This is a genomic window from Stenotrophomonas sp. GD03794 (assembly GCF_029842145.1).
Taxonomy (GTDB): Bacteria; Pseudomonadota; Gammaproteobacteria; order Xanthomonadales; family Xanthomonadaceae; genus Stenotrophomonas; species Stenotrophomonas riyadhensis.
Window position 1 is genome coordinate 128,328 of the sequence record NZ_JAOCFV010000006.1, and the last position, 21,472, is coordinate 149,799.

The following is a 21,472-nucleotide window of genomic DNA, read 5'->3' on the forward strand; positions in this document are numbered from 1 at the left end:
CGATGTCGCGCCGGGCATGACCCGGCGCGAGCCGTCCTTCAGAAGCCGGTGCTGTAGCGCAAGGCGGCCTGCCGCGCACCTTCGCCACCAACGCGCTGGTCGAAGCCCAGGCTCAGGCGCCCATTGCGGCCCCACCACGATTCCAGCGCCACGCCGATCAGCGCACTGCCGCGCGGCGCGTTCCAGCCCGCCAACGGCGCCCAGGCATCGACGCCGACGAAGCTGGCCTGCCAGTCCGCATCCGCACCATCAAGCCGTTGCTGCCATTCGGCATGCCCACGCAGCGTCCAACGCCCCCAACCGCGCTCGCCGCGGATACCGGCCAGCATCTGGCTGCGCTGCACGCGGTTGGCATCGCCCCGCAGGCCGAAACCAAAGCCGCCGAGTTCATTGAAGGCGTCGGTCTCCACACGCGTGGTGCTGGCACCGACGTAGGGCGTCATCGATGCGCCCGCACGCCCCAGCCGGTACCCGCCCTCCACGCTGGCACTGCTGAAACGGCCGCCGTACCGCGCGGAGACGCCATAGGCACCCGCACCGAGCAGCAGCTGACGATCCAGCGCGCGGGTGAACTGTCCGCTCCCCACCTGGGCCAGCGCGTAGCCACGTCCCAGATTCCAGCCGGCATACAACTGTGCCTGCGCCTGGCGATCACGCCCACGATCACCGCCGAAACTGCTGCCACCAGTGCTGCGGGTCTCGCCAAACGCCACGCCCATCAGGCCGTTGCTGCCCAGTGGCAGATCCTGGCCGGCCATCCAGCCCCGGCTGTCGGCGGCGTTGCCGGCGAAGCTGCCCTGCCCCGCCTCACCCAACGTGCTCTGCCAGCTGCCGCGCAGGCGCGGTGCGGCCTGTACACGATCGAAGCGCTCGGCGATCGCACGCCGCGACATGTCGATACTGTCGAAGGTCGCCGCTTCGGCACGCGCATGCGCCTGCCCGGACAGGCTCTGCAGGCTGGCGGCCAGGCCCTGCGGGCCACCGCCGGTCCACTGCAGGGCACCGGCCGCTGCACCAAAAGCCGATCCCTGCAGGCCTGCGTTTTTGTCCAGCGCTGCGAATGCACCCTCCAGGCGCTGTGCTGCCGCCTGGGCGGACGCCCCCAGCCCGCTGGCCGCTGCAGTGACGCTGACCTGGGTCAGGTTCAACCACGCATTGTTGCTGTCATAGCCATAGCTGCTCTGCAGCAGTGACAGGCCCTGCAGGCCGCTGGAGGTAGCCGGCGTACTGAAGGCGCCGCTGAGTCCGCCTGCCGCATGGATCAGGTCCTGCCGGCTGCCGTTCTGTGGCACGTAGCCGGAAACGAAGCCATGCACGCGCACGCCACCGTCGATCGTGGCATTGCCGGTGACCTGCAGCGCATTGGCGCCCAGTGCGATCATCAACTGTGCGCCGGCCTGCTGCGTGTAGTTGCCCTCGATGGTGCCGGTGGTGTTGCCGGTGGTGAGGAATACGCTGCTGCCGTTGACCACATTGCCGATCACGCGGGGCGTGCCGCCATTGAACTGCAGGCCGGTCGAATCCGGATCGGACTGGCCGAGGATGGTCACGTTGGACCGGATCACACCGCCGTTCTGCAACGACAGGATGCCGCGTTCGATGCGGGTGGCGCCGCTGTAGCTGTTGTTGCCGGCCAGCACCAGGGTGCCTCCACCCTGCTTGACCAGGCCGCCGCTGCCGACGATGTCATTGCGCCACGCCGAACCGGTCGAGGCTGCATCCACGTTGACGACCACATCGCCCCAGTCGAAGCGACCGGGACCGTTGATCGCCCGACCGATGTCGAGCAGTCCATAGCCGAACACCGGATCAACGCCGGGCACGCCGATATCCTTGGCGGTACCCAGCAGGGTCTGCCGGACCAGGTCATTGTTGAAATACGGGAAGCGCTGCCAGACCAGGGCCGCCGCACCGGAAACCAACGGCGCAGCGAAGGATGTGCCGTAGTTCCAGTAGTAGCTGCCACCGTTGGCATCCGGATAGACCGCGCTGCCCGGCGCTGCCAGGCAGTAGCGGGCCGCCTGGCCGCAGGCATTTGCATAGCTGGCCAGTGCTCCGGGCGTATAGGGATCCACTGCCGTGGCCACCAGCCAACCGCGCTCCAGATCAGCAGCCGGAAGCGTGCCGGCCACGCCCTGCTGGCTGGGCAGCGCGGCCAGGCTGCTCGGCTCGCTGCGGCCATCATTGCCGGCCGCGAACACCACCAGCCCACCGTGGTTGATCACGAACGGCCGGTACTCGGCGGCCACCTGCGCGGTGGTCGGCAGGTCGGTCCAGTACAGGCCGCCCCACGAGTTGTTCATCACCTTCACGTTGTAATTGATCAGGTCCTGGTGGACCTGGGCCACGCCCAGCGGGCCGCTGAAGGCATTGCCCTTGCCACTGCCGTCATCGGCCGGCGGTTTGTCGGAAATGATCCGTGCCGACACGATCTGCGCGCCCGGCGCGATGCCGCCCGGCCAGGACCCTACCGCCGCACCGGCAGCAAGGCTGGCGACGGCAGTGCCATGCCCGACCACGTCGTCGACGCCAAGGTTGTTCTTGGCCGGATCAATGTAATTGAGGTTGGCGAGCACCCGGCCGTTCAGGGCCACCGCATTGCGCTGCACGCCCGAATCGACGATGCCGATGCGCACACCCTGTCCGGTCAGGCCGGCGGCCTGTGCGGCGCGCGCGTTGGTGACTGACAGATGCGCATCGAAGGCCGGCTCCTGCGGCTTGGCCGGCGGTGGCGTGGTGGGAGGCGGCGTGGTCGGCGGCGGAGGCGTGGTCGGCGGCGGATCGACGCGCACGTTGCTGCCGCCCCCACCGCCACCACAGGCCGTCAGCGCCACCGCCAGCGCGGTTCCCAGGGCAGACCTCACCATCATCGTGCGTTCCATCGATTCCTTCCCATGAACGTTGTCCTGCCTTCATCCCGGCAGGTGCGCGGCCGCGCCCAGCGGCGGCCCTCCCCGACCCTCTATACTTGGGTCGACCCCCACGCAGTCTGCCGGGAAACCGGGGCACATCCAACGGCCCCCGGTCTCCTTTCCGAACATTGCTTACGCATCAACGAGATTGCCATGTCCAACATCGTCATCGCCGCCGCCAAGCGCACCGCCATCGGCTCCTTCCTCGGCCAGTTCAACGGCGTGCCGACCCCGACCCTCGGCGCGGCCGCCATCGCTGCCGCCCTGGAACAGTCGGGCATCCCGGCCAGCGACGTTTCCGAAGTCCTCATGGGCTGCGTGCTGCCGGCCAACCTCGGCCAGGCGCCCGCCCGCCAGGCGGCGATCGCTGCCGGCATCCCGCTGTCGACCGGTGCCACCACGCTGAACAAGGTGTGCGGCTCGGGCATGAAGACCATCATGCTCGGTCATGACCTGATCAAGGCCGGTTCGGCCAGCATCGTTGTCGCCGGCGGCATGGAATCGATGTCCAACGCGCCGCACATGCTGCCGAACTCGCGCACCGGCAACCGCTTCGGCAACTTCCAGGCGGTCGATCACATGGCCCACGATGGCCTGGTCAACGCTTATGACGGCAAGGCGATGGGTGAATTCGCCGAATGCGCCGTGGACAAATACCAGTTCAGCCGCGAAGAGCAGGACGCCTACGCCATCGAATCGGTCAAGCGCGCGCAGGCGGCGCAGGCCAACGGTGCGTTCGCCGATGAAATCGTCGCGGTGAAGGTCGCCACCCGCAAGGGCGAGGTCGAGGTCACCACCGACGAGCAGCCGGGCCGCTCGGACATCGCCAAGATCCCGACCCTGCGCCCGGCCTTCAAGAAGGACGGCAGCGTCACCGCCGCCAGTTCCTCCAGCATCTCCGACGGCGCTGCTGCAGTGGTCCTGCTGACCGAGGAAGATGCAGCCGCTCGCGGCATCACCCCGCTGGCCCGCATCGTCGGCCACGCGACCCATTCGCAGGAACCGGAGTGGTTCACCACCGCCCCGATCGGCGCGCTGCACAAACTGCTGGACAAGACCGGCTGGTCGCTGGACCAGGTCGATCTGTTCGAGATCAATGAAGCCTTCGCCGTGGTGGCGATGGCGCCGATGCGCGAACTGGGCATTCCGCACGACAAGCTCAACGTGAATGGCGGCGCCTGCGCGCTGGGCCATCCGATCGGTGCCTCCGGTGCACGCCTGGTGGTGACCTTGGTCAACGCCCTGCGCACGCGCGGTGGCAAGCGCGGCATTGCCACCCTGTGCATCGGCGGCGGCGAAGCAACCGCAATCGCCATCGAATTGATTTAAAAAGATTTAACGATGATTTCGCAAAAATGAATGCGGGATCGCTTGACACCCAATCTTGGCTTGTCATCATGTTGTCGGCGCGCAGCATGCGCGTTGCCTAATTCTAACGACGAGGATTCACACAATGAGCATCAACAAGCTGCTGGTCGCGATGTCCCTGGCTCTGGCCCTGGCCGCCTGCTCGAAGCAGGAAGCTGCCCAGGACGCCGCTGCTTCGGCCAACGAAGCCGCCACCGAAGCCCAGGCTGCTGCCGACCAGGCCGCCGCTGCTGGCGCCCAGACCGCCGACGCTGCCCAGCAGGCCGCTGACACCGCCGCCACCGCTGCTGACGCTTCGGTTGACGCTGCTGCCCAGGCTGGCGCTGCTGCCACCGACGCCGCTGCCGGCGCCGCTGCTGACGCTGCCAAGGCTGCTGAAGGCACCGCTGAGAAGGCCAAGGACGCTGCTGAAGAAGCCAAGAAGTAATAACTTCTTTCTTCACGCTGTTCTGGAAAAGCCGCTGGTTCGCCAGCGGCTTTTTCTTTTGTCGAATGCGCGCGACTGAGCCGCTGCATCGCGACCCCGTCTTCACAACGGCATGAATAGGCTGGCGTCCCCATCCATTGCAGTACCGGAGACCGCCATGAAGATTCGTCCGATCACCACCACCCTGCTGGCCGCCTCCCTGCTGCTGGCCCTGGCCGCCTGCAAGGGCCCGGAAGCCGAACAGGCCAAGCAGGACGCGCAGCAGGCCGCCGACAGCGCTGGCGCTGCCGCCCGTGACGCCGTGGACAAGGCCGCCGAAGCCACCCGCGACGCCGCCGACAAGACTGCTGCCGCGTCCGAGCAGGCCGCTGCCGATACCCAGCAGGCGCTGGACAAGGCTGCAGACGCCACTGCCAACGCTGCCGACAAGGCCAAGGACGCGGCAACCGACGCCGCCGCACACGCCAGCGACGCCACTGCGAACGCCGCACAGAAGGTCGCCGACAAGGCCCGCGATGTCGCCAATGACGCCAAGGCCAACGCCGCCAAGGAAGAAGCCAAGCACTAAGCCCTATCGGCAGCCGAGCATGGCCTCGGCGCTACAGGAAAAGCCGCGGCACTGCCGCGGCTTTTCTGCTTTCTGCTTTTCGCTTTTCGCTTTTTCTATTGATTCCGTGGTGTGCGTCCACGGAAATTGTCCGCGGCCGCGCGGGTGGGTTGCGCAGGGGCGTGAGCCGCATGGATGCGGCGATCGAGCTTACATGGACGTACTTGCAGCGCCCCCTGCGAAACCCACCCGCGCGGCCCGCTCACGACGCAGACTCCGCGCCGCCCACCACGAGGGGCTCCGCCGTTGGCCGCCTCCTACGGCAGCGCGCGCGCCAGCATCGCCGTCAGCTCCACCCCCGCCGGCAGCGTCCCGAACGCCAGCCCGTGCTCCCCTTCCAGCCGGCTACGCACGAACGCCTCCGCCATCGGGCTGCGCGCACGCAGCAACAGCGCCGCCTGCAGCAGCAGCGCAGTGCGCTCGCAGAACAGCCGCGCCTGCGTTTCCTCCGGTGGCGGTGCCGCTGCCCAACGCTGCAATGCCGCTGCATAGCGCCCATCACGATCAGCCACCGATGCCAGCTCACCGCGCAGGGCCGCCATCGCCTCCGGTTCACGCGCCAGCGCACGCAGCACATCCAGGCACTGGATGTTGCCGCTGCCCTCCCAGATCGAATTCAACGGTGCCTGCCGGTACAGGCGCGGCAGCATCGACTCCTCCACGTAGCCCGCACCGCCCAGGCATTCCTGCGCTTCATTGACAAAGGCCGGCGCGCGCTTGCACAGCCAGTACTTGCCCAGCGCCGTCCCCAACCGCGCCATCGCGGCTTCATTGGCATCCACACCGGCGCGATCCACCGCGCGCGCGATCCGCATCGCCAACACCGTGGCCGCTTCCGACTCCAGCGCCAGATCAGCCAGCACGTTGGTCATCAGCGGGTGCTCGACCAGCAGCTTGCCGAAGGTACGTCGATGACGTGCGTGGTGCAGCGCCTGCGCCAGCGCCATGCGCATCTCCGCCGCTGCACCCAGCATGCAGTCCAGGCGGGTCATCATCACCATGCCGATGATGGTGGCCACGCCACGCCCCTCTTCGCCCACGCGCCATGCCTGTGCGCCGCAGAACTCGACCTCACTGGAAGCGTTGGCCCAATCGCCGAGCTTGTCCTTCAGCCGCATCAACCGGAACGCGTTGCGGTCACCATCGGCCAGCCGGCGCGGCATCAGCAGGCAGGTCAGGCCTCCCGGCGCCTGCGCCAGCACCAGGAAGCCATCGCACATCGGTGCGGAAAAGAACCACTTGTGGCCGACCAGACGGTAACGCTCGCCATCGATCGGTTCGGCGCGCGTACTGTTGGCACGGACATCCGAGCCGCCCTGCTTCTCGGTCATGCCCATGCCCAGGGTGATGCCGGCCTTGTCCGCCACCGGTACATCGCGCGGGTCATAGACCGGTGCGGCGGCCTTGCGCGACCACGCTGCGAGATGCGGTTGAGACTGCAGCACCGCCACCGCGGCATGGGTCATGGTCAATGGGCAGCTGGTACCGGCCTCGGCCTGGTGATGCAGGTAGCTCAGCGCCGCACGCGCGACGTGTGCGCCGGGCTGCGGCTCATGCCAGGACAATCCAGCGACACCGTGCGATTTTGCCGTGTCCATTAACTGGTGATAGGCCGGATGGAACTCCACGGTGTCGATGCGATGGCCCTGTGCATCATGCGTGCGCAGCCGCGGACGATCACGGTTGGCATCGAAGCCGAGCCGGTACAGTTCATCACCGGCGAGTGCACCATAGACACCCAGTCGCGGCGCGAAGCTGGCGGCGCCTTCGCGCTGTACGGCCTCCATCAGCGCCACGTCGTCGGTCCACAACTGTCGCCCTGCGAACGGCGGCGGCTGGTTCAACACCACATGGGTTTCATACGGTGCGTTGCTGCTGAAGCTGGGTCCACTCATCCGGTCCATCCTGGCGGCAAGAGGTCTGCGGCCCGATTGTGCCGCATCGCCTGCCAAGCCCGTGTTCAGGCCGGTTCTCACCCTCTGCACGAGACGCAGGCCACAGTGACCGCATGGCAGGCAACGACGATCTGGTGGTGCTGCGCCCGGAGGGGCTGTACTGCGCCGCCGGCGATTTCCATATCGACCCGTGGCGACCGGTAGCGCGCGCGGTCATCACCCATGGCCACGGCGACCATGCCCGCCCGGGCATGGGGGAGTACCACTGCAGCGAAGGCAGCCTGCCGATCCTGCGCTGGCGCCTGGGTGACGTGCCGGTGCAGGCGCATGCCGAGGGTGTGCCGTTCCGCCTGGGGCAGGTGCAGGTATCGCTGCATCCGGCCGGCCACGTACTCGGTTCGTCACAGGTACGCATCGACGACGGGCAGCAGGTATGGGTAGCCTCCGGCGACTACAAGCGACAGCCTGATCCCACCTGCACGCCGTTCGAAGTGGTGCCCTGCGATACCTTCATCACCGAGGCCACCTTTGCATTGCCGATCTACCGCTGGCCGGACACGCCGGCGGTGGCTGCAGAGATCGTGGCGTGGCGCCGCGAATGCGAACAACGTGGCGAAGCCGCGATCCTGCTGTGCTACGCATTGGGCAAGGCACAGCGGGTGCTGGCCGAGCTGCTGCCGCTGGACGATCGACCAGCCTGGCTGCACGGCGCCATCGCCAATGGCGTGGCGGTGTACCGGCAGGCCGGGGTGCCGATGCTGGAGACGCTCACCGTGGCCGAGCAGGGCCGCCAGCCTGATGCCGCCGGCCAGCTGATCCTCGCGCCGCCGTCGGCTGCGGGCACGCCCTGGATGCGCCGCTTCGGCCGCCACCAGCTGGGCTTCGCATCCGGCTGGATGCAGCTGCGCGGCAACCGGCGTCGCCGCAACGTCGATCGTGGCTTCGTCATTTCCGATCACGCCGATTGGCCTGCGCTGCTGCAGACCATTGAACAGACCGGTGCGCAGCGGGTGATCGCCACCCATGGCAATACCGATGCGTTGATTCCCTTCCTGCGTGAGCGCGGCGTGGCGGCCGAAGCCTTCCATACCGATTTCGGGAGCGAGGAATGAAGGCCTTCGCCGCGCTCTACCAGCGCCTGGACCGCAGCACCGCCACGCTGGACAAGCGTGCCGCACTGGTCGACTACTTCCGCCAGGCGCGCGCGCACGACGCTGCATGGGCGCTGTACCTGCTCAGCGGTGGCAAGGTGGGCGGCGCACGCCGCAGGATCGCTGCCAGCGGCGAACTGCGCGCCTGGATTGCCGAAGAATCCTGCTTGCCCCCGTGGTTGGTGGAAGACAGCTATGCGCAGGTGGGCGACCTGGCCGAAACGCTGACCCTGCTGCTGGACGATCCATCCCAGCCGGCCGCCGACCGCCCGTTGGCTGATTGGATCGAACAGCATCTGCTGGCCGTGGCCAACCAACCCGAAGCAGTACGCCACGCGGCGATAGTCACCGGCTGGCAGCAGCTGTGCAGCAGCGAACGCCTGGTGTTCAACAAGCTGCTGACCGGCGCCCTGCGCGTTGGCGTCTCGCAGCGACTGGTGCAGCAGGCACTGGCCGAATGGTCCGGCCTGGACATCGCACGCATCGCCCAGCGCATGCTCGGCGAGTGGGTACCCTCGCCCGGGCTGCTGGCTCAGCTGCTGTCACCGGACGAGCTGCCATCCGACCGCCAGCAGCCCTACCCGTTCTTCCTCGCCTCCCCCCTGGAAGGCGGCCCTGCCGAACGCCTCGGCCCGATCGATGACTGGCTGCTGGAATGGAAATGGGATGGCATCCGCCTGCAGCTGCTGCGTCGGCATGGCGAAGTCGCGCTGTGGTCACGCGGCGAGGAACGGCTGGATGGCCGCTTCCCCGAAATCGAGCAGGCAGCGATGGCGCTGCCGGAGGGCTGCGTGCTGGACGGCGAATTGCTGGCCTGGGACGAGAGCACCGAGCTGCCGCGCGCCTTCACCGCGCTGCAGACCCGCATCCAGCGCCGCAAGCCTGGTGCGGCCACCCTGCGCAACACGCCGGTGCGCGTGCTCGCCTATGACCTGCTTGAACTCGATGGCGTGGACCTGCGCGAGCGTCCGTTGCGGGAACGGCGTGCACGGCTCACCGCGGTCATCGGCGCCCTGGATGATGCGCGGATCCAGCTGTCACCCGACGTTGCCGCCGACGACTGGCTGCAGGCGGCGGCGATGCGCGACGCAGCACGCGAACGCGGTGTGGAAGGACTGATGCTGAAACGGCGCGCCTCGCCCTACCAAGCCGGGCGACGCCGCGGTGACTGGTGGAAATGGAAGGTCGATCCGCTCACGATCGATGCGGTGCTCTTGTATGCACAGGCCGGCCATGGGCGACGCAGCACCCTGCATACCGACTACACCTTCGGCGTCTGGGACGGCGACACGCTGGTACCGGTGGCCAAGGCCTACTCGGGCCTCGACGACAAGGAGATCCTCGCGCTTGATCGCTGGATCCGCGCCAACACCCGCGAGCGCTTCGGTCCGGTGCGCAGCGTACGCGCCGAACAGGTCTTCGAACTGGCCTTCGAGGCGGTCAATCGCAGCAGCCGGCACAAGTCCGGCATCGCCGTGCGCTTTCCACGCATCCTGCGCTGGCGCCACGACAAGCCGGCCAGCGAGGCCGACCAGCTGGCCACCCTGCAGGCGCTGGCGCGATGAAGCGCAGCCAGGCACTGCGCCGGCTGGAAGACTGGTTCGCGTCGAAAGGCTGGCGCTCACTGCCGTTCCAGCGCGCGATGTGGCGGCACTATCTCGCCGGCGGATCCGGGTTGCTGCACACGCCGACCGGCAGCGGCAAGACACTGGCGATGTTCGGTGGCCCGCTGCTGCAGGCCATGATCGACCCACCGCCGTCCCCCCGCCGCGCCAGCGCGGTACGCCCGCTGCAGGTGCTGTGGGTGACGCCCCTGCGCGCGTTGGCCAGCGACACCGCGCGCGCACTGCAGGCGGTGATCGACGGGCTGGGACTGGGCTGGCGTGTCGGCCTGCGCAGTGGTGATGCCAGCAACCGCGAACGACGACAGGCGCGCGAGGGGCGTATCGACGTACTGGTCACCACGCCAGAATCACTGGCGCTGCTGCTGAGCTATCCGGATACGCTGCCGCGCATGCGCCAGCTGCGTTGCGTGGTGGTGGACGAGTGGCACGAGTTGTTGGGCAACAAGCGCGGCGTCCTGCTGCAATTGAATCTTGCGGTGTTGCGCGATGCTGCACCTGCAGTGCAGCTGTGGGGGCTGTCGGCCACGCTGGGCAATCTGGATGAGGCGCGCGACGTGCTGCTGCCCGGACAGCCCGACGCGGCGATCGTGCAGGGCGTGCGCCCGCGCGCGATCAGCGTGCGCAGCCTGCTGCCGGACCCTGGCGAACGTTTCCCATGGGCCGGGCATCTCGGCCTGGCGCAGCTGCCACGCGTGCTGGAAGAACTGATGCAGGCGCGCAGCAGCCTGCTGTTCACCAATACGCGTGCACAGGCCGAGTTGTGGCACCAGGCACTGGCGGCGGTCTGGCCGGAAGACCCGGCTACGCTGGCGCTGCATCACGGCTCGCTGGATCCGGCGCTGCGCCAGCAGGTGGAAGACGGACTGCGCGCCGGCGCACTGCGCTGCGTCGTTGCCACCTCCAGCCTCGACCTCGGCGTGGACTTCCCAGAGGTTGAGCAGGTACTGCAGCTGGGCAGCCCGAAGGGCGTGGCCCGCCTGCGCCAACGCGCTGGACGTGCGCGTCACCGCCCGGGCGCCAGCGGTTCCATCCTGTGCGTGCCCAGCCATGCACTGGAACTGGCCGAATACGCCGCGGTGCGCCGTGCGTTGGCCGAAGGCGTGGTCGAAGCGCGCAGGCCGCCGACGCTGCCGCTGGATGTGCTGGCCCAGCATGCGGTCAGCCGCGCGCTGGCGGGCGGCTTCGACAGCGCCGCGCTGCTGGCGCAGGTACGGCGTACCCATGCCTTCGCGTCTCTGGGCGACGATCAATGGCAGGCCGTGCTCACGTTCATCGTGCAGGGCGGCCAAGCGCTGGCCCAGTATCCCGATTTCCACAAGGTCATGCGTGATGCCGATGGCCACTACCGCATGCACGACCGCCGGCAGGCACTGCGGCACCGGTTGTCTATCGGCACCATCAGCAGCGATGGCAGCGTGCGCGTGCAGTTCCTGCGCGGCGGCAGCCTGGGCGCCGTAGAAGAACAGTTCGCCAGCCGCCTGCGCCGTGGCGATCGCTTCCAGTTCGCCGGGCGCCTGCTGGAACTGGTGCAGCTGCGTGACATGACCGCCTTCGTGCGACTGGCGCGTGGACGCGGCAACGGCGTCGTGCCGCGCTGGCAGGGCGGCCAGCTGCCGTTGTCAACGGCGCTCGGCCGCGAACTGGAGTGGGTCCTGTCCGGTGCCGACGACAGCGCCGAATCACGCTGGCTGGCTCCGCTGTTGGCTCTGCAGGAACAGGTGTCCGCACGCCCCGGGCCGGACCATCTGCTGGTGGAAGACGTGCGGCGCCGCGACGGCCAGTTCCTGTTCGTCTATCCGTTTGCCGGCCGCCACGTTCACGAGGCACTGGCCGCGCTGCTGGCGCTGCGGCTCACGCGCCGACAGCGCAACAGCATCGGCTATGCAGTGAACGACCACGGCCTGGTGCTGGCCCCGGCGCAGACGGTCGATCTGGAGGCGCAGCAGTGGCGGGTGCTGTTCACTGCTGATCAACTGCTCGACGATCTGCGTGCGGCGGTGAACCTGGGCGAGCTGGCGCGACGCCAGTTCCGAGGCATCGCTCGCGTCGCCGGGCTGCTGGTTCCGAGCCTGCCCGGTGGCATGCCGCGTTCGCTCCGCCAGCTGCAGGCCTCGGCCGGCCTGCTGTACGACGTACTGCGCGAGCATGATCGCGACCATCTGCTGCTGGCGTTGGCCGAGCACGAGGTCCTGCACGACAACCTGGACCTTCCCGGACTGCAGCAGGTACTGGAACGGATCGGCACGCAGTCGCTGTCGGTGCAGCGCCCTGCATCGCTCACGCCGCTGGGCTTTCCACTATGGGCAGAGCGGCTGCGCGGGCAGTTCAGCAACGAAGACTGGCGCACCCGCGTGCAGCGCGCCGCACTACAGCTGGAACGCCGCCATGGCCGATGAACTGCCGCTGCTGCTGGCCAGCGAGCCGCTGACGCTGCTTGGCTCGCGTGCGCTGTACTGGCCCGCACGGCAGGCACTGCTGATCGCTGACCTGCACCTGGGCAAGGCCGATGTGTTCCGCCGTTCCGGCATCGCGCTGCCCGGTGGCGGCACCCGCGGCGACCTGCAGCGCCTGCAGTCACTGCTGGATGCGCACACCTCTCGCGAACTCTGGATCCTGGGCGACATCCTGCATGGGCCGGTCCATCGCGCCGCGTGGTACCAGCAGTGGCTGGCATGGCGCGAACGCAATGCCACGTTGGATGTGCATGTGCTGCGCGGCAATCACGACCGGCAGCTACCGCATGCGCAGCTGCAGGTACAGATCCACGATGAGGTACGACTGCCGCCGTTCCTGCTTCGCCATGAGCCGATGCCCGATGCGGCATTGCACGTGATCGCAGGTCATCTGCATCCGCAGATCGCCTTGCCACCGTTGCGGCGACGCTTCCCTGCATTCTGGTTGCGCGAGCGCACGATGATCCTGCCGGCGTTCTCCACGTTCACCGCTGGAATCGTGCCTGCACCTGCCCACGGCGAGCGGATGATCGCGTGTGTGGAGGGGGGCCTGGTGGAACTGCCCGTGCGTTGAATCAGGCCGGGCGGACGCCCAGCACCGGCATCAGGCGGAAGTCGGGCGAGTCATCGTCACGCCGCCGCGGCAGGGCCTGGATGGCCACCAGCATTTCCTGCGCACAGGCCCGGATGCGTGCGTGATGCTCGGGCGATGCATGACTGATCAGGCTGCCGACATGGAATTCGAATACGTCCTCCAGTACGTCGGGCTGGTCCTCGTGCAGCATCTGCAGCAGACCGCGCAGCTTGCAGATTTCCGATTCCAGCTCCTCGACCGCGAACAACATGGCGTCCTCCTCTTCAACTTCAGCGGCTCATCCGGGCCGCAGCAGGCCGCAACGGCGGCGCCACCCGGGCCACGCGCGATGTTGATCACGGAAAGGAAAACGGGCGACGCGGCTGTCGCGTGCTCCCCTCTTCTCGCATATCCGCAGTGAGGCAACCGTTAATTCACGTGACGGCGAGCTTCACGCACCGGCAGTTGCGGTGATGATGCGGGTCGGTTCGGCGGTCGTCGCCAACGCGTCGATGAAGGCCGGATCCAGTGCCAGCGAGCCGAACCAGCCGTGCTGCGTGCCACTGAGCACGCGCAGCATGTGGCCACGACCACCCGGCAGGCGCCCCATCGGCCCGAGCAGTACATCACGTGCCTTCGCCCATGCATCACGATCGGACTGGAACAACGGCGTCAGCCAGCGGCTCCAGCGCTGATAGACCGCCACATGAGCGCGTCGCTGCGCCTGGTAGGCCTGCAGCGCGACCGTGCTGCCGCCATAGGTGCGCACCGCATCGCGCAGCGCCAGCGCATCCAACAGCGCCATGTTCACCCCCTGCCCCAGCTGCGGGCTCATCGCATGCGCGGCATCACCGGCCAGTACCATGCGGCCCTGATGCCAACGCGTCATCACTGCGTCGCGATAGATCGCGCGCGCCATCTGGCCGGGGTCGCGCAGATGGGCGAAGCGTGCAGCGGCTTGCGGCCACAGCGCGTGCAGTTCCTCCAACCAGGCTGGCATGCCATCGCTCTGCCAACGCTCGAAGTCGGCACGTGGCAGGCTCCAGAAGAAACTCAGGCGCGGCGTGTCATCACCGGGGCGCGTGCCGACGGGCAGCAGCCCGATCATCTTGCGCGCGGCCACGTAACGCTGCCGCAGCTCCTGCACGTGCGGCCAGTCCTCGGCCGGCAGCAGGCACCACAGCGCCCCCCAGGGATACACACGGTCCAGCCCGGCACCACCGGCGATGGTGCCGCGCAGCGTCGATGCGGCGCCATCGGCGACCACCACCAGGTCGAACGGGCCATGCGTGCGCCCGTCGCTGTCGCGCAGACGGCCGTGTTCGGCATCCACCTCGGTAATGGTGGTACCGGCATGCAGCTGGCCCTCGCCTGCACGCGCCTCGTCCAACAGCGAGAACAAGGCCCCGCGCTGCATGCCCAGGCCGTGCAGGCGCGCATCCAGTCCCTCGTAGCGCATGTCCATCACCGCGCGCTCGCACGGCGTGTCGCCATACAGGCGGTGCACCGGCGCGGCATGTGCGCGCACGGAATCAAGCAGGCCCATCTGCCACAGTACCTGCAGGCCGCTGGGCTGCAGCAGGAAGCCGGCACCCACCGGCCCCGGCGTGGGCACGCGTTCGAAGATCTCCACCTCGTGGCCGTCACGGGTGAGCAGGATGGCCACTGCCTGGCCAGCGGTGCCGTAGCCGATCACGGCGATGCGCAGTCGTTCCGTCATGGTCGCATTGTGCCCGACGCGGGCGGATCGCGAACGGGCCGCGGGCAATCCGCGCAAAAAAAAACCCCGCCGGAGCGGGGTTTTCAACGCACTGTCGAGTGGATCACTCGGCCGGCGTGATGTTCGAAGCCTGGGCACCCTTCGGGCCCTGGGTCACGTCATAGGTGACACGCTGGCCTTCCTGCAGGCTGCGGAAGCCCTTGGAGTTGATGGCGGAGAAGTGCGCGAACACGTCGGCGCTGCCATCCTCCGGCGAGATGAAGCCAAATCCCTTGGCGTCGTTGAACCACTTGACGGTACCGTTCGGCATGGTGATGCGAGACCTTATGCAATGAATGGGTGGTGTACGCTGAACCCGCGCACAAGCTGAGTATGCAAAGCTTGCTCGGGGAAGACAATCACCCCCGCGCCAATTCGCCCACCAGTTCCGGAAGTCCGTTGCTTGCCGCCTGCACGTTGGCCAGCACTTCGGCCATCGTAATCTCCTCGCCATCACCGCAGCCGGCGGCCCAGTTGGCGATGATCGCCAGGCAGGCGTAATCCAGCCCCAGCTCCCGCGCCAGCGCGGCTTCCGGCATGCCGGTCATGCCCACCAGATCGCAACCGTCGCGGCGCATGCGGGCGATTTCGGCGATGGTTTCCAGGCGCGGCCCCTGCGTTGCGCCATAGCAGCCACCGTCATGGACCGTGACACCGGTCACTTTGGCTGCCGCCAGGATCTTGCTGCGCAGCATCGGCGTGTACGGATGGCCGAAATCGACGTGGACCACGTCGGTGCCTTCTTCTTCACAGATCGTGCTGATGCGGCCCCAGGTGTAGTCGATGATCTGGTCCGGGCAGGCCAGCACGCGCGGACCGAAGTTCTCGGTGATGCCACCCACCGTGTTCAACGCCAGCACCCGCTGCGCGCCCAGCTGCTGCAGCGCGGCCAGGTTGGCGCGGTAGTTGATCTTGTGCGGCGGCAGCGAATGGCCTTCGCCATGCCGCGCCAGGAACGCCACGCGATGGCCGAGCAGCGTGCCCACGCGCACCGGGCCGGACGGACGGCCGAAGCGGGTGTCGACTTCGTGGGTCTGCACGTCGTCAAGCTTGGCCAGGTTGTAGACACCGGTACCGCCGATCACGGCCAGGGCAATCTGTTGCATTCGAAGCACTCCATGAAAAGACGAACGCCGGCACCCGAGGATGCCGGCGGCAGAGGAAGACGCGCCGCGGACGGCTTCGCCGTTATTCCTTCATCGCGTAGATGGCCGGCACGCAGCGCAGGGTTTCGTTGACGTCCATGCCGAAGCCGAACACGTAACGGTCCGGCAGTTCGATGCCGGCGTAGTCGGCCGTCACGTCCGGCAGCGCGCGGTCATGCTTCTTCACCGTCATCGCGGCGATGCGCACGTCGGTCGCGCCTTGTTCCAGGCACCAGGTGCGCACGCCCTGCAGGGTGTATCCCTCGTCGAGGATATCGTCGACCAGCAGCACGCGGCGGCCGAACAGCGAGGTGGCCGGCTTGTGCTTCCAGACCAGGTCGCCGCCGGTGGTTTCACCGCGGTAGCGGGTGGCGTGCAGGTAATCGAACTGCACGTCCTGGCCGCGCGCGCCCAGCTCCAGCGCCAGCTGGCCGGCGAACGGCAGTGCACCGTGCATGATGGACAGGAACAGCGGCACCTCGCCCTTGTAATCGCGCGCGATGGCGTCGGCGATACCAGCGATGGCCTTGTCGATGGTGGGGCGGTCGACCAGCAGGTCAGCCTGGGCCAGGGCCTGGGAAATGGTGAGGTTGGGCATCAGACGGTTCTTCCAAGGGTTTCAAGCAAATGGGATTGGGTGTTGCCATGGCGGGCATCGGCCAGCAGGCCATCCCAGCCGAGTGCGCCGCGGCCAAGCAGGCCCAGCAGCGCAGCAGTATTGAGGGAGCGCCCCTGCACCGCGTGCAGGGCTTCATCGACCAGTTCCGGGTGGCAGACCAGCACCACGTCGCAGCCGGCATCCAGATGCGCGTGCACGCGCGCCGGCACACCGCCCGCACTGTGCGAGGCGGCCATGCCGATGTCATCGGAGAACACCACGCCGCGGAACCCGAGCTCGCCGCGCAGGATGTCCTGGATCCAGCGCGGCGAATAGCCGGCCGGTTCCGGTGCCACCTGCGGATAGATCACGTGCGCCATCATCACCGCGTCGGCACCGGCGGCGATGCCGGCCTGGAACGGGACCAGGTCCTGCGCGCGCAGCTCGTCCAGCGCACGCGGGTCGATCGCGGTATCCACGTGGGTATCTTCCAGCACGGTGCCATGGCCGGGGAAATGCTTGAGCGTGGCGGCCATGCCGACCGCATGCATGCCGCGCACGTAGGCGGCGGTGAACGCGGCCACTACCTGCGGGTCTTCACTGAAGGCGCGGTTGCCGATGGCGCGGTTGCCACGGCCAAGGTCGACCACCGGCGCGAAGCTCAGGTCCAGGCCACTGGCGCGCACTTCGCTGGCCATCAGCCAGGCGTGCTGCTCGGCCAGCGTCAGCGCCTGCTGCGGATCGGTGGCGTACAGCGCCCCGATGTCCTGCAGCGGCGGCAGCTCGCTGTAGCCCTCGCGGAAACGCTGCACGCGGCCGCCTTCCTGGTCCACGCAGATCAGCTGCGGGCGCGGCGCGGCGGCGCGGATCGCCGCGCTCAGATCGGTTACCTGCTGGCGCGAAGCGAAGTTGCGCTTGAACAGCACCACCCCGGCCACGGCATCGTGCTGCAGCCAGTCACGTTCCTGGGCAGTCAGTTCAGTGCCGGCAACGCCGATCAGCAGCATGGTCGATCTCCACAACGCGCGCCCGCATGGCGCAGTGCCGCATTGTCGCAGAACCGGCCGACAGGCGCAGTGGTCAGAAAAAGGGGACGGAGGGGATTAAGACGTATCCAGCCCACGGGGCCGATTGCGGCTTAATCCCCTCCGTCCCCTTTTCGGGTGCGATCAGACCTTGCAGCCGTCCGGGCCGCAGGCCTCGTCTCCGTCAGCCGGGGCCGCAGGCGCGCCCTGCTCGGCGGCGATCTGGCGCAGGGCGTTGGCGAAGGCCTCGGGGGGCTGCGCCCCGGAAATGGCCCACTTCCCATCGATGACGAAGGTCGGCACCGAAGAAACGCCCAATGCGTGGGCCTGCGCCAGCTTGGCTTCAACCTCGGCCAGGCCGCGGTCGGAGGCCAGCATCTGGGTGATTTCGCCTGCGTCGAGGCCCCCCGTCACGCCCGCCTTGATCAGCACCGAGGGGTCCGCCAGGTTCTGGCCGTGCTCGAAGTGGGCGCGGAACAGCGCCTCCCCGACCGCGTCCTGCACGCCGTGCTGGCCGGCCAGCCACAGCACCCGGTGCGCCGGCAGCGTGGTCACCCGCACCTGGCCCCGGCTGAAGTCCATCGGCAGGCCTTCCGCACGCGCCGTGGTCTGGGTCTGGCCGAGGATCTGCTCGGTGCGCTCGACGCCACCGAACTTGCGCACATAAGCCTCGCGCAGCGGCACCGGGGTGTCGTCCGCGTCCGGGTCCAGCTGGAACGGCTGCCAGTGGATATCGAGTTCAGGCGCATTGGCGCCCAGCAACTGCACACCCTGCTGGAAACGATGCTTGCCGATCCAGCACCAGGGGCAGACCACGTCGGAGTAGATGTCGATTCTCATCCACACGACATGGGGCCCCTCCCCCTCGATAAAAGGGGACGGAGGGGATTAAGTCGTTTTCAGCACAGGCGGGGTAAAGACGACTTAATCCCCTCCGTCCCCTTTTTTGGGGGTTCACCACTGTGAATAGGGGTGGCTGGCGAGGGCGACGTTGTAGTAGCGGGCGTCGTCGGTGACTTCCGCGCCGGCCCAGTCTGGCAGGTCGATCGCCTGGTCGGCGCTGTCCAGTTCGACTTCGGCCACGATCAGGCCGGCGTTGTCGCCGAGGAACTCGTCCACTTCCCAGGTCAGGCCGGCGTGCTCGACCAGATGGCGGCGCTTGTCGATCAGGCCACCCACGCACAGCGCCAGCAGCGCGCGCGCGTCCTCCACCGGAATCGGGTAATCGAATTCCTGCCGGGTGTGGCCGATGGTGCGCGACTTCAGGTTCAGCGCCGCATGGTCGCCCTCGATACGCACGCGCACCGAGGCGTTCTGGGTGCCGCGATCCAGCGCGCCCATGTCGTTGATGTAGCCCTGCGCCATCGGGATCACCCGGTGCGCAGCGGATCGCCAGCCATCGTTGATGACCAGGAATTTGCGTTCGATTTCAATGCCCATGGCGCGATTATGCGCCATGGGTGATGACAGCCGCTCAGCGCTTCTCGAACACCGCGATACTTTCCACGTGCGCGGTGTGCGGGAACATGTCCATGGCACCGGCGCTGACCAGGGTGAAGCCCTGCTCATTGACCAGATAGCCGGCATCGCGCGCCAGCGAGCCCGGGTGGCAGCTGACATAGACGATGCGCTTGAACTGCTTCAGCGGCAGCTGCTGCAGCACCTCGATCGCGCCCGAGCGCGGCGGGTCCAGCAGCAGCTTGTCGAAGCCCTGGCGCATCCACGCGGTGCTGCGCTGGTCCTGGGTCAGGTCGGCACTGAAGAACTGGGCATTGGCCAGGCCATTGCGCTCGGCATTCTCACGGGCACGCGCGACAAGGCCGGCATCACCTTCCACGCCGACCACTTCGCGCACACGGCGGGCCAGCGGCAAGGTGAAATTGCCCAGGCCGCAGAACAGATCCAGCACACGCTCGTCCTCACCCGGCTCAAGCAGGTCCAGGGCGTGGGCAATCATCTTCTCGTTGAGCTTGGCGTTGACCTGGATGAAGTCCAGCGGGCGGAACGCCAGCTCGACGTCCCACGGCGCCAGCCGGAACGACAGCGGCACGCCCTGCCCGTCCAGCGGCTGCACGGTGTCCACGCCACCGGACTGCAGGTAGATCACGAAGCCATGCTGCTGGCCGAAATCGGCCCAGGCCGCACGGTCGGCATCACTCAGCGGCTGCAGATGGCGCACGGTCAGGACCACGGCCTGGTCACCGGCAATGAATTCGATCTGCGGAATGTCACGCTTGCCATCGAGCGACTCGATGAAGGTGGACAGCGCCTCGACCTTGGTGCCGATCTCGGGGATCACGGTCAGGCACTGGCTGAGGTCGGCGACGAAGCGCGGATCCTGTTCACGGAAGCCGACCAGGGTCTTGTCCTTCTTCTCGACCCGGCGCACCGAGAAGCGGCCCTTGCGGCGGTAACCCCAGCTCTCGCCGACCAGCGGCGCCAGCACGGTGCCCGGCTTCACGTGGCCGATCCGCTCCAGGTTGTCCATCAGCACGCGCTGCTTGGCGACAATCTGCTGGTCTTCGTCCAGGTGCTGCAGCACGCAGCCAGCGCAGGTACCGAAGTGCGGACACTTCGGAGTCACGCGCTGCGGCGAGGCCTGCAGCACTTCCACCGTACGCGCTTCGTCGAAATGGCGGCTGCGGGCGGTCTGTTCCGCCATGACCACCTCACCCGGCAGGGCGCCGCTGATGAAGGTGACCTTGCCGCCCTCACCTTCACGGCGGGCGACGCCGCGACCATCATGGCTGAGGTCGAGGATCTCGGTCTGGAACGGGGTACGGTCGATGCGGGAGCGGGATCGGGCCACGTGGCAACAGGCTGCGGGCAAAAATGGGGGCGTATTGTCGCAGATCCTGACTGACAGGGTCGGGACCCGCTTGCGCCCGCCGCCGCTGTGCTTGATGATTGGGCCAGCTGACATGGAGGCAGCCCTGATGCAGATGACCCCGCGGGCCAGCCGGCCTCGCTTCCTGCTTGTCGAGGACGACATCATCAGCCGCGGTTTTTTCAAGGCGGCGTTGGAAACGTTACCGGCGGACGTGGATACCGCAGATTCCCTGGCCAGTGCGCTGGCGAGCGCGGAACCCGGCGCGCATGACCTGTGGCTGATCGACGTCAACCTACCCGACGGCAATGGCGCGCAGCTGCTGCGCCAATTGCGCCGTTCACACCCTGATACTCCCGCGTTGGCGCATACCGCCGACGGCGACACCTCCATTCATGCCCGGCTGCGCGAAGCCGGGTTCAGCGACACCCTGGTCAAACCCCTCGGCCGCGACCAGCTGCTGAAGGCCGTGCGCCGCGCGCTGGTGAACAGCCCGGCGGGGATCGTCATGGCACAGGCGCCAGCGGCGGTCGAGCTGCAGGTGCAGGACTGGGACGAGACTGCGGCATTGGCCGCGCTCAATGGCCAGCGCAACCACCTGATCGCCCTGCGCGAGCTGTTCCTGGCCGAGCTGCCGGGCGTACGCGATGCGGTCGAGCAGGCGGTGGACCAGCACGACGAGCGGCAGCTGCGCAGCCAATTGCACCGGTTGCAGGCAAGCTGCGGCTTCGTGGGCGCGGCACGTTTGGCCCGTGCGGTGCGCCAGTTGCATCATGCGCCGGAGTCCGGGCAGGCCCAGGCGGGGTTCCGCGACGCGGTGGCTGCCCTGCTGCATTGAGGGGTGTTCGGCAGGGCTGCGCCCTGCACCTGCCGAGGCTTTCAAGCCAGAACAACACCAAAGGCCAGAGCCAGATCGGCTCTGGCTTTCTGCTTGTTGGGCGGGGCGGTGTGGATTGGCAGGACACGCCGTAAACCCGTCCCTGGGGGCTCGATGGCGCCATCCATGGCGCCAACGGTCCTGCCAACCCACATCGCCCCACCCCCGACAGATTCCCGGTGACGGCTGGTAGATCCACGCCATGCGTGGATGAATTTCTGTCAGATAT

Annotated in this window: 19 protein-coding genes; 8 read left to right on the forward strand and 11 right to left on the reverse strand. The window is 67.7% G+C overall.

Going from position 1 to position 21,472, the window contains the following annotated elements:
- Positions 1–38: 38 nt before the first annotated feature.
- Complete coding sequence (locus tag N5D91_RS05685) at positions 39–2,882, reverse strand: autotransporter serine protease (RefSeq protein ID WP_180855013.1); 2,844 nt, start codon at positions 2,880–2,882, stop codon at positions 39–41.
- Positions 2,883–3,065: 183 nt separating this feature from the next.
- Between N5D91_RS05685 and N5D91_RS05690 the strand changes: the two genes are divergently transcribed.
- The 3 genes from N5D91_RS05690 to N5D91_RS05700 all read left to right on the forward strand — a co-directional run bounded on the left by N5D91_RS05690 (position 3,066) and on the right by N5D91_RS05700 (position 5,275).
- Entirely contained in the window at positions 3,066–4,241 is a 1,176-nt protein-coding gene (locus N5D91_RS05690; protein ID WP_010482849.1) for a thiolase family protein, read from the forward strand.
- Positions 4,242–4,365: 124 nt separating this feature from the next.
- Positions 4,366–4,707, forward strand: a complete 342-nt coding sequence (locus N5D91_RS05695) for a hypothetical protein (RefSeq protein ID WP_004153024.1) — start codon at positions 4,366–4,368, stop codon at positions 4,705–4,707.
- A gap of 157 nt (positions 4,708–4,864) precedes the next feature.
- A complete protein-coding gene (locus N5D91_RS05700; RefSeq protein WP_014647982.1) occupies positions 4,865–5,275 on the forward strand; it encodes a hypothetical protein in 411 nt (136 codons plus the stop codon).
- 296 nt (positions 5,276–5,571) lie between these two features.
- On the opposite strand, the gene N5D91_RS05705 is transcribed toward N5D91_RS05700, so the two are convergent.
- On the reverse strand, positions 5,572–7,209 hold the full coding sequence (locus N5D91_RS05705) for an acyl-CoA dehydrogenase family protein (RefSeq protein ID WP_180855014.1): 1,638 nt from the start codon (positions 7,207–7,209) through the stop codon (positions 5,572–5,574).
- A gap of 113 nt (positions 7,210–7,322) precedes the next feature.
- On the opposite strand from N5D91_RS05705, the gene N5D91_RS05710 reads away from it, so the two are divergent.
- From N5D91_RS05710 to pdeM, 4 genes are read left to right on the forward strand one after another with little or no spacing between them, the layout of a single operon-like run.
- Positions 7,323–8,321 carry a ligase-associated DNA damage response exonuclease gene (locus N5D91_RS05710; RefSeq protein WP_180855015.1) on the forward strand — a complete coding sequence of 333 codons (999 nt, stop codon included), beginning with the start codon at positions 7,323–7,325 and terminating at the stop codon, positions 8,319–8,321.
- Positions 8,318–9,925, forward strand: a complete 1,608-nt coding sequence (locus N5D91_RS05715; RefSeq protein WP_180855016.1) for an ATP-dependent DNA ligase — start codon at positions 8,318–8,320, stop codon at positions 9,923–9,925. The genes N5D91_RS05710 and N5D91_RS05715 overlap by 4 nt, the downstream gene beginning before the upstream one ends.
- Positions 9,922–12,381 (forward strand): ligase-associated DNA damage response DEXH box helicase, encoded by a 2,460-nt coding sequence (locus N5D91_RS05720; protein WP_180855017.1) that lies wholly within the window; start codon positions 9,922–9,924, stop codon positions 12,379–12,381. The genes N5D91_RS05715 and N5D91_RS05720 overlap by 4 nt, the downstream gene beginning before the upstream one ends.
- Positions 12,371–13,012 carry a ligase-associated DNA damage response endonuclease PdeM gene (gene pdeM / locus N5D91_RS05725; RefSeq protein WP_153855772.1) on the forward strand — a complete coding sequence of 214 codons (642 nt, stop codon included), beginning with the start codon at positions 12,371–12,373 and terminating at the stop codon, positions 13,010–13,012. Before N5D91_RS05720 ends, pdeM begins: the two co-directional genes overlap by 11 nt.
- 1 nt (position 13,013) lies before the next feature.
- Here pdeM and N5D91_RS05730 read toward each other — a convergent pair whose 3' ends face one another.
- The 9 genes from N5D91_RS05730 to rlmD form a co-directional block, all read right to left on the reverse strand.
- Positions 13,014–13,283 carry a hypothetical protein gene (locus N5D91_RS05730; RefSeq protein ID WP_110713117.1) on the reverse strand — a complete coding sequence of 90 codons (270 nt, stop codon included), beginning with the start codon at positions 13,281–13,283 and terminating at the stop codon, positions 13,014–13,016.
- A gap of 180 nt (positions 13,284–13,463) precedes the next feature.
- The gene (locus N5D91_RS05735) at positions 13,464–14,732 is read right to left on the reverse strand and encodes an NAD(P)/FAD-dependent oxidoreductase (RefSeq protein ID WP_180855018.1); all 1,269 of its coding nucleotides are present in this window, start codon (positions 14,730–14,732) and stop codon (positions 13,464–13,466) included.
- Between the two features lie 103 nt (positions 14,733–14,835).
- Complete coding sequence (locus tag N5D91_RS05740) at positions 14,836–15,042, reverse strand: cold-shock protein (RefSeq protein WP_005410590.1); 207 nt, start codon at positions 15,040–15,042, stop codon at positions 14,836–14,838.
- 88 nt (positions 15,043–15,130) lie between these two features.
- Complete coding sequence (locus N5D91_RS05745) at positions 15,131–15,877, reverse strand: S-methyl-5'-thioinosine phosphorylase (protein ID WP_005410591.1); 747 nt, start codon at positions 15,875–15,877, stop codon at positions 15,131–15,133.
- 82 nt (positions 15,878–15,959) lie between these two features.
- Entirely contained in the window at positions 15,960–16,514 is a 555-nt protein-coding gene (locus tag N5D91_RS05750) for a hypoxanthine-guanine phosphoribosyltransferase (protein ID WP_005410592.1), read from the reverse strand.
- Positions 16,514–17,521, reverse strand: a complete 1,008-nt coding sequence (nagZ, locus tag N5D91_RS05755; RefSeq protein WP_164162604.1) for a beta-N-acetylhexosaminidase — start codon at positions 17,519–17,521, stop codon at positions 16,514–16,516. The genes N5D91_RS05750 and nagZ overlap by 1 nt, the downstream gene beginning before the upstream one ends.
- A 162-nt stretch (positions 17,522–17,683) precedes the next feature.
- Positions 17,684–18,379: a DsbA family oxidoreductase gene (locus N5D91_RS05760; RefSeq protein WP_180848001.1), complete on the reverse strand. Its 696-nt coding sequence runs from the start codon at positions 18,377–18,379 to the stop codon at positions 17,684–17,686.
- Positions 18,380–18,493: 114 nt separating this feature from the next.
- Entirely contained in the window at positions 18,494–18,979 is a 486-nt protein-coding gene (locus N5D91_RS05765; RefSeq protein WP_110713123.1) for a CYTH domain-containing protein, read from the reverse strand.
- Positions 18,980–19,013: 34 nt separating this feature from the next.
- A complete protein-coding gene (gene rlmD / locus N5D91_RS05770; protein WP_110713124.1) occupies positions 19,014–20,348 on the reverse strand; it encodes a 23S rRNA (uracil(1939)-C(5))-methyltransferase RlmD in 1,335 nt (444 codons plus the stop codon).
- 127 nt (positions 20,349–20,475) lie between these two features.
- Between rlmD and N5D91_RS05775 the strand changes: the two genes are divergently transcribed.
- Positions 20,476–21,204, forward strand: a complete 729-nt coding sequence (locus N5D91_RS05775; protein ID WP_110714364.1) for a response regulator — start codon at positions 20,476–20,478, stop codon at positions 21,202–21,204.
- Positions 21,205–21,472 lie beyond the last annotated feature (268 nt).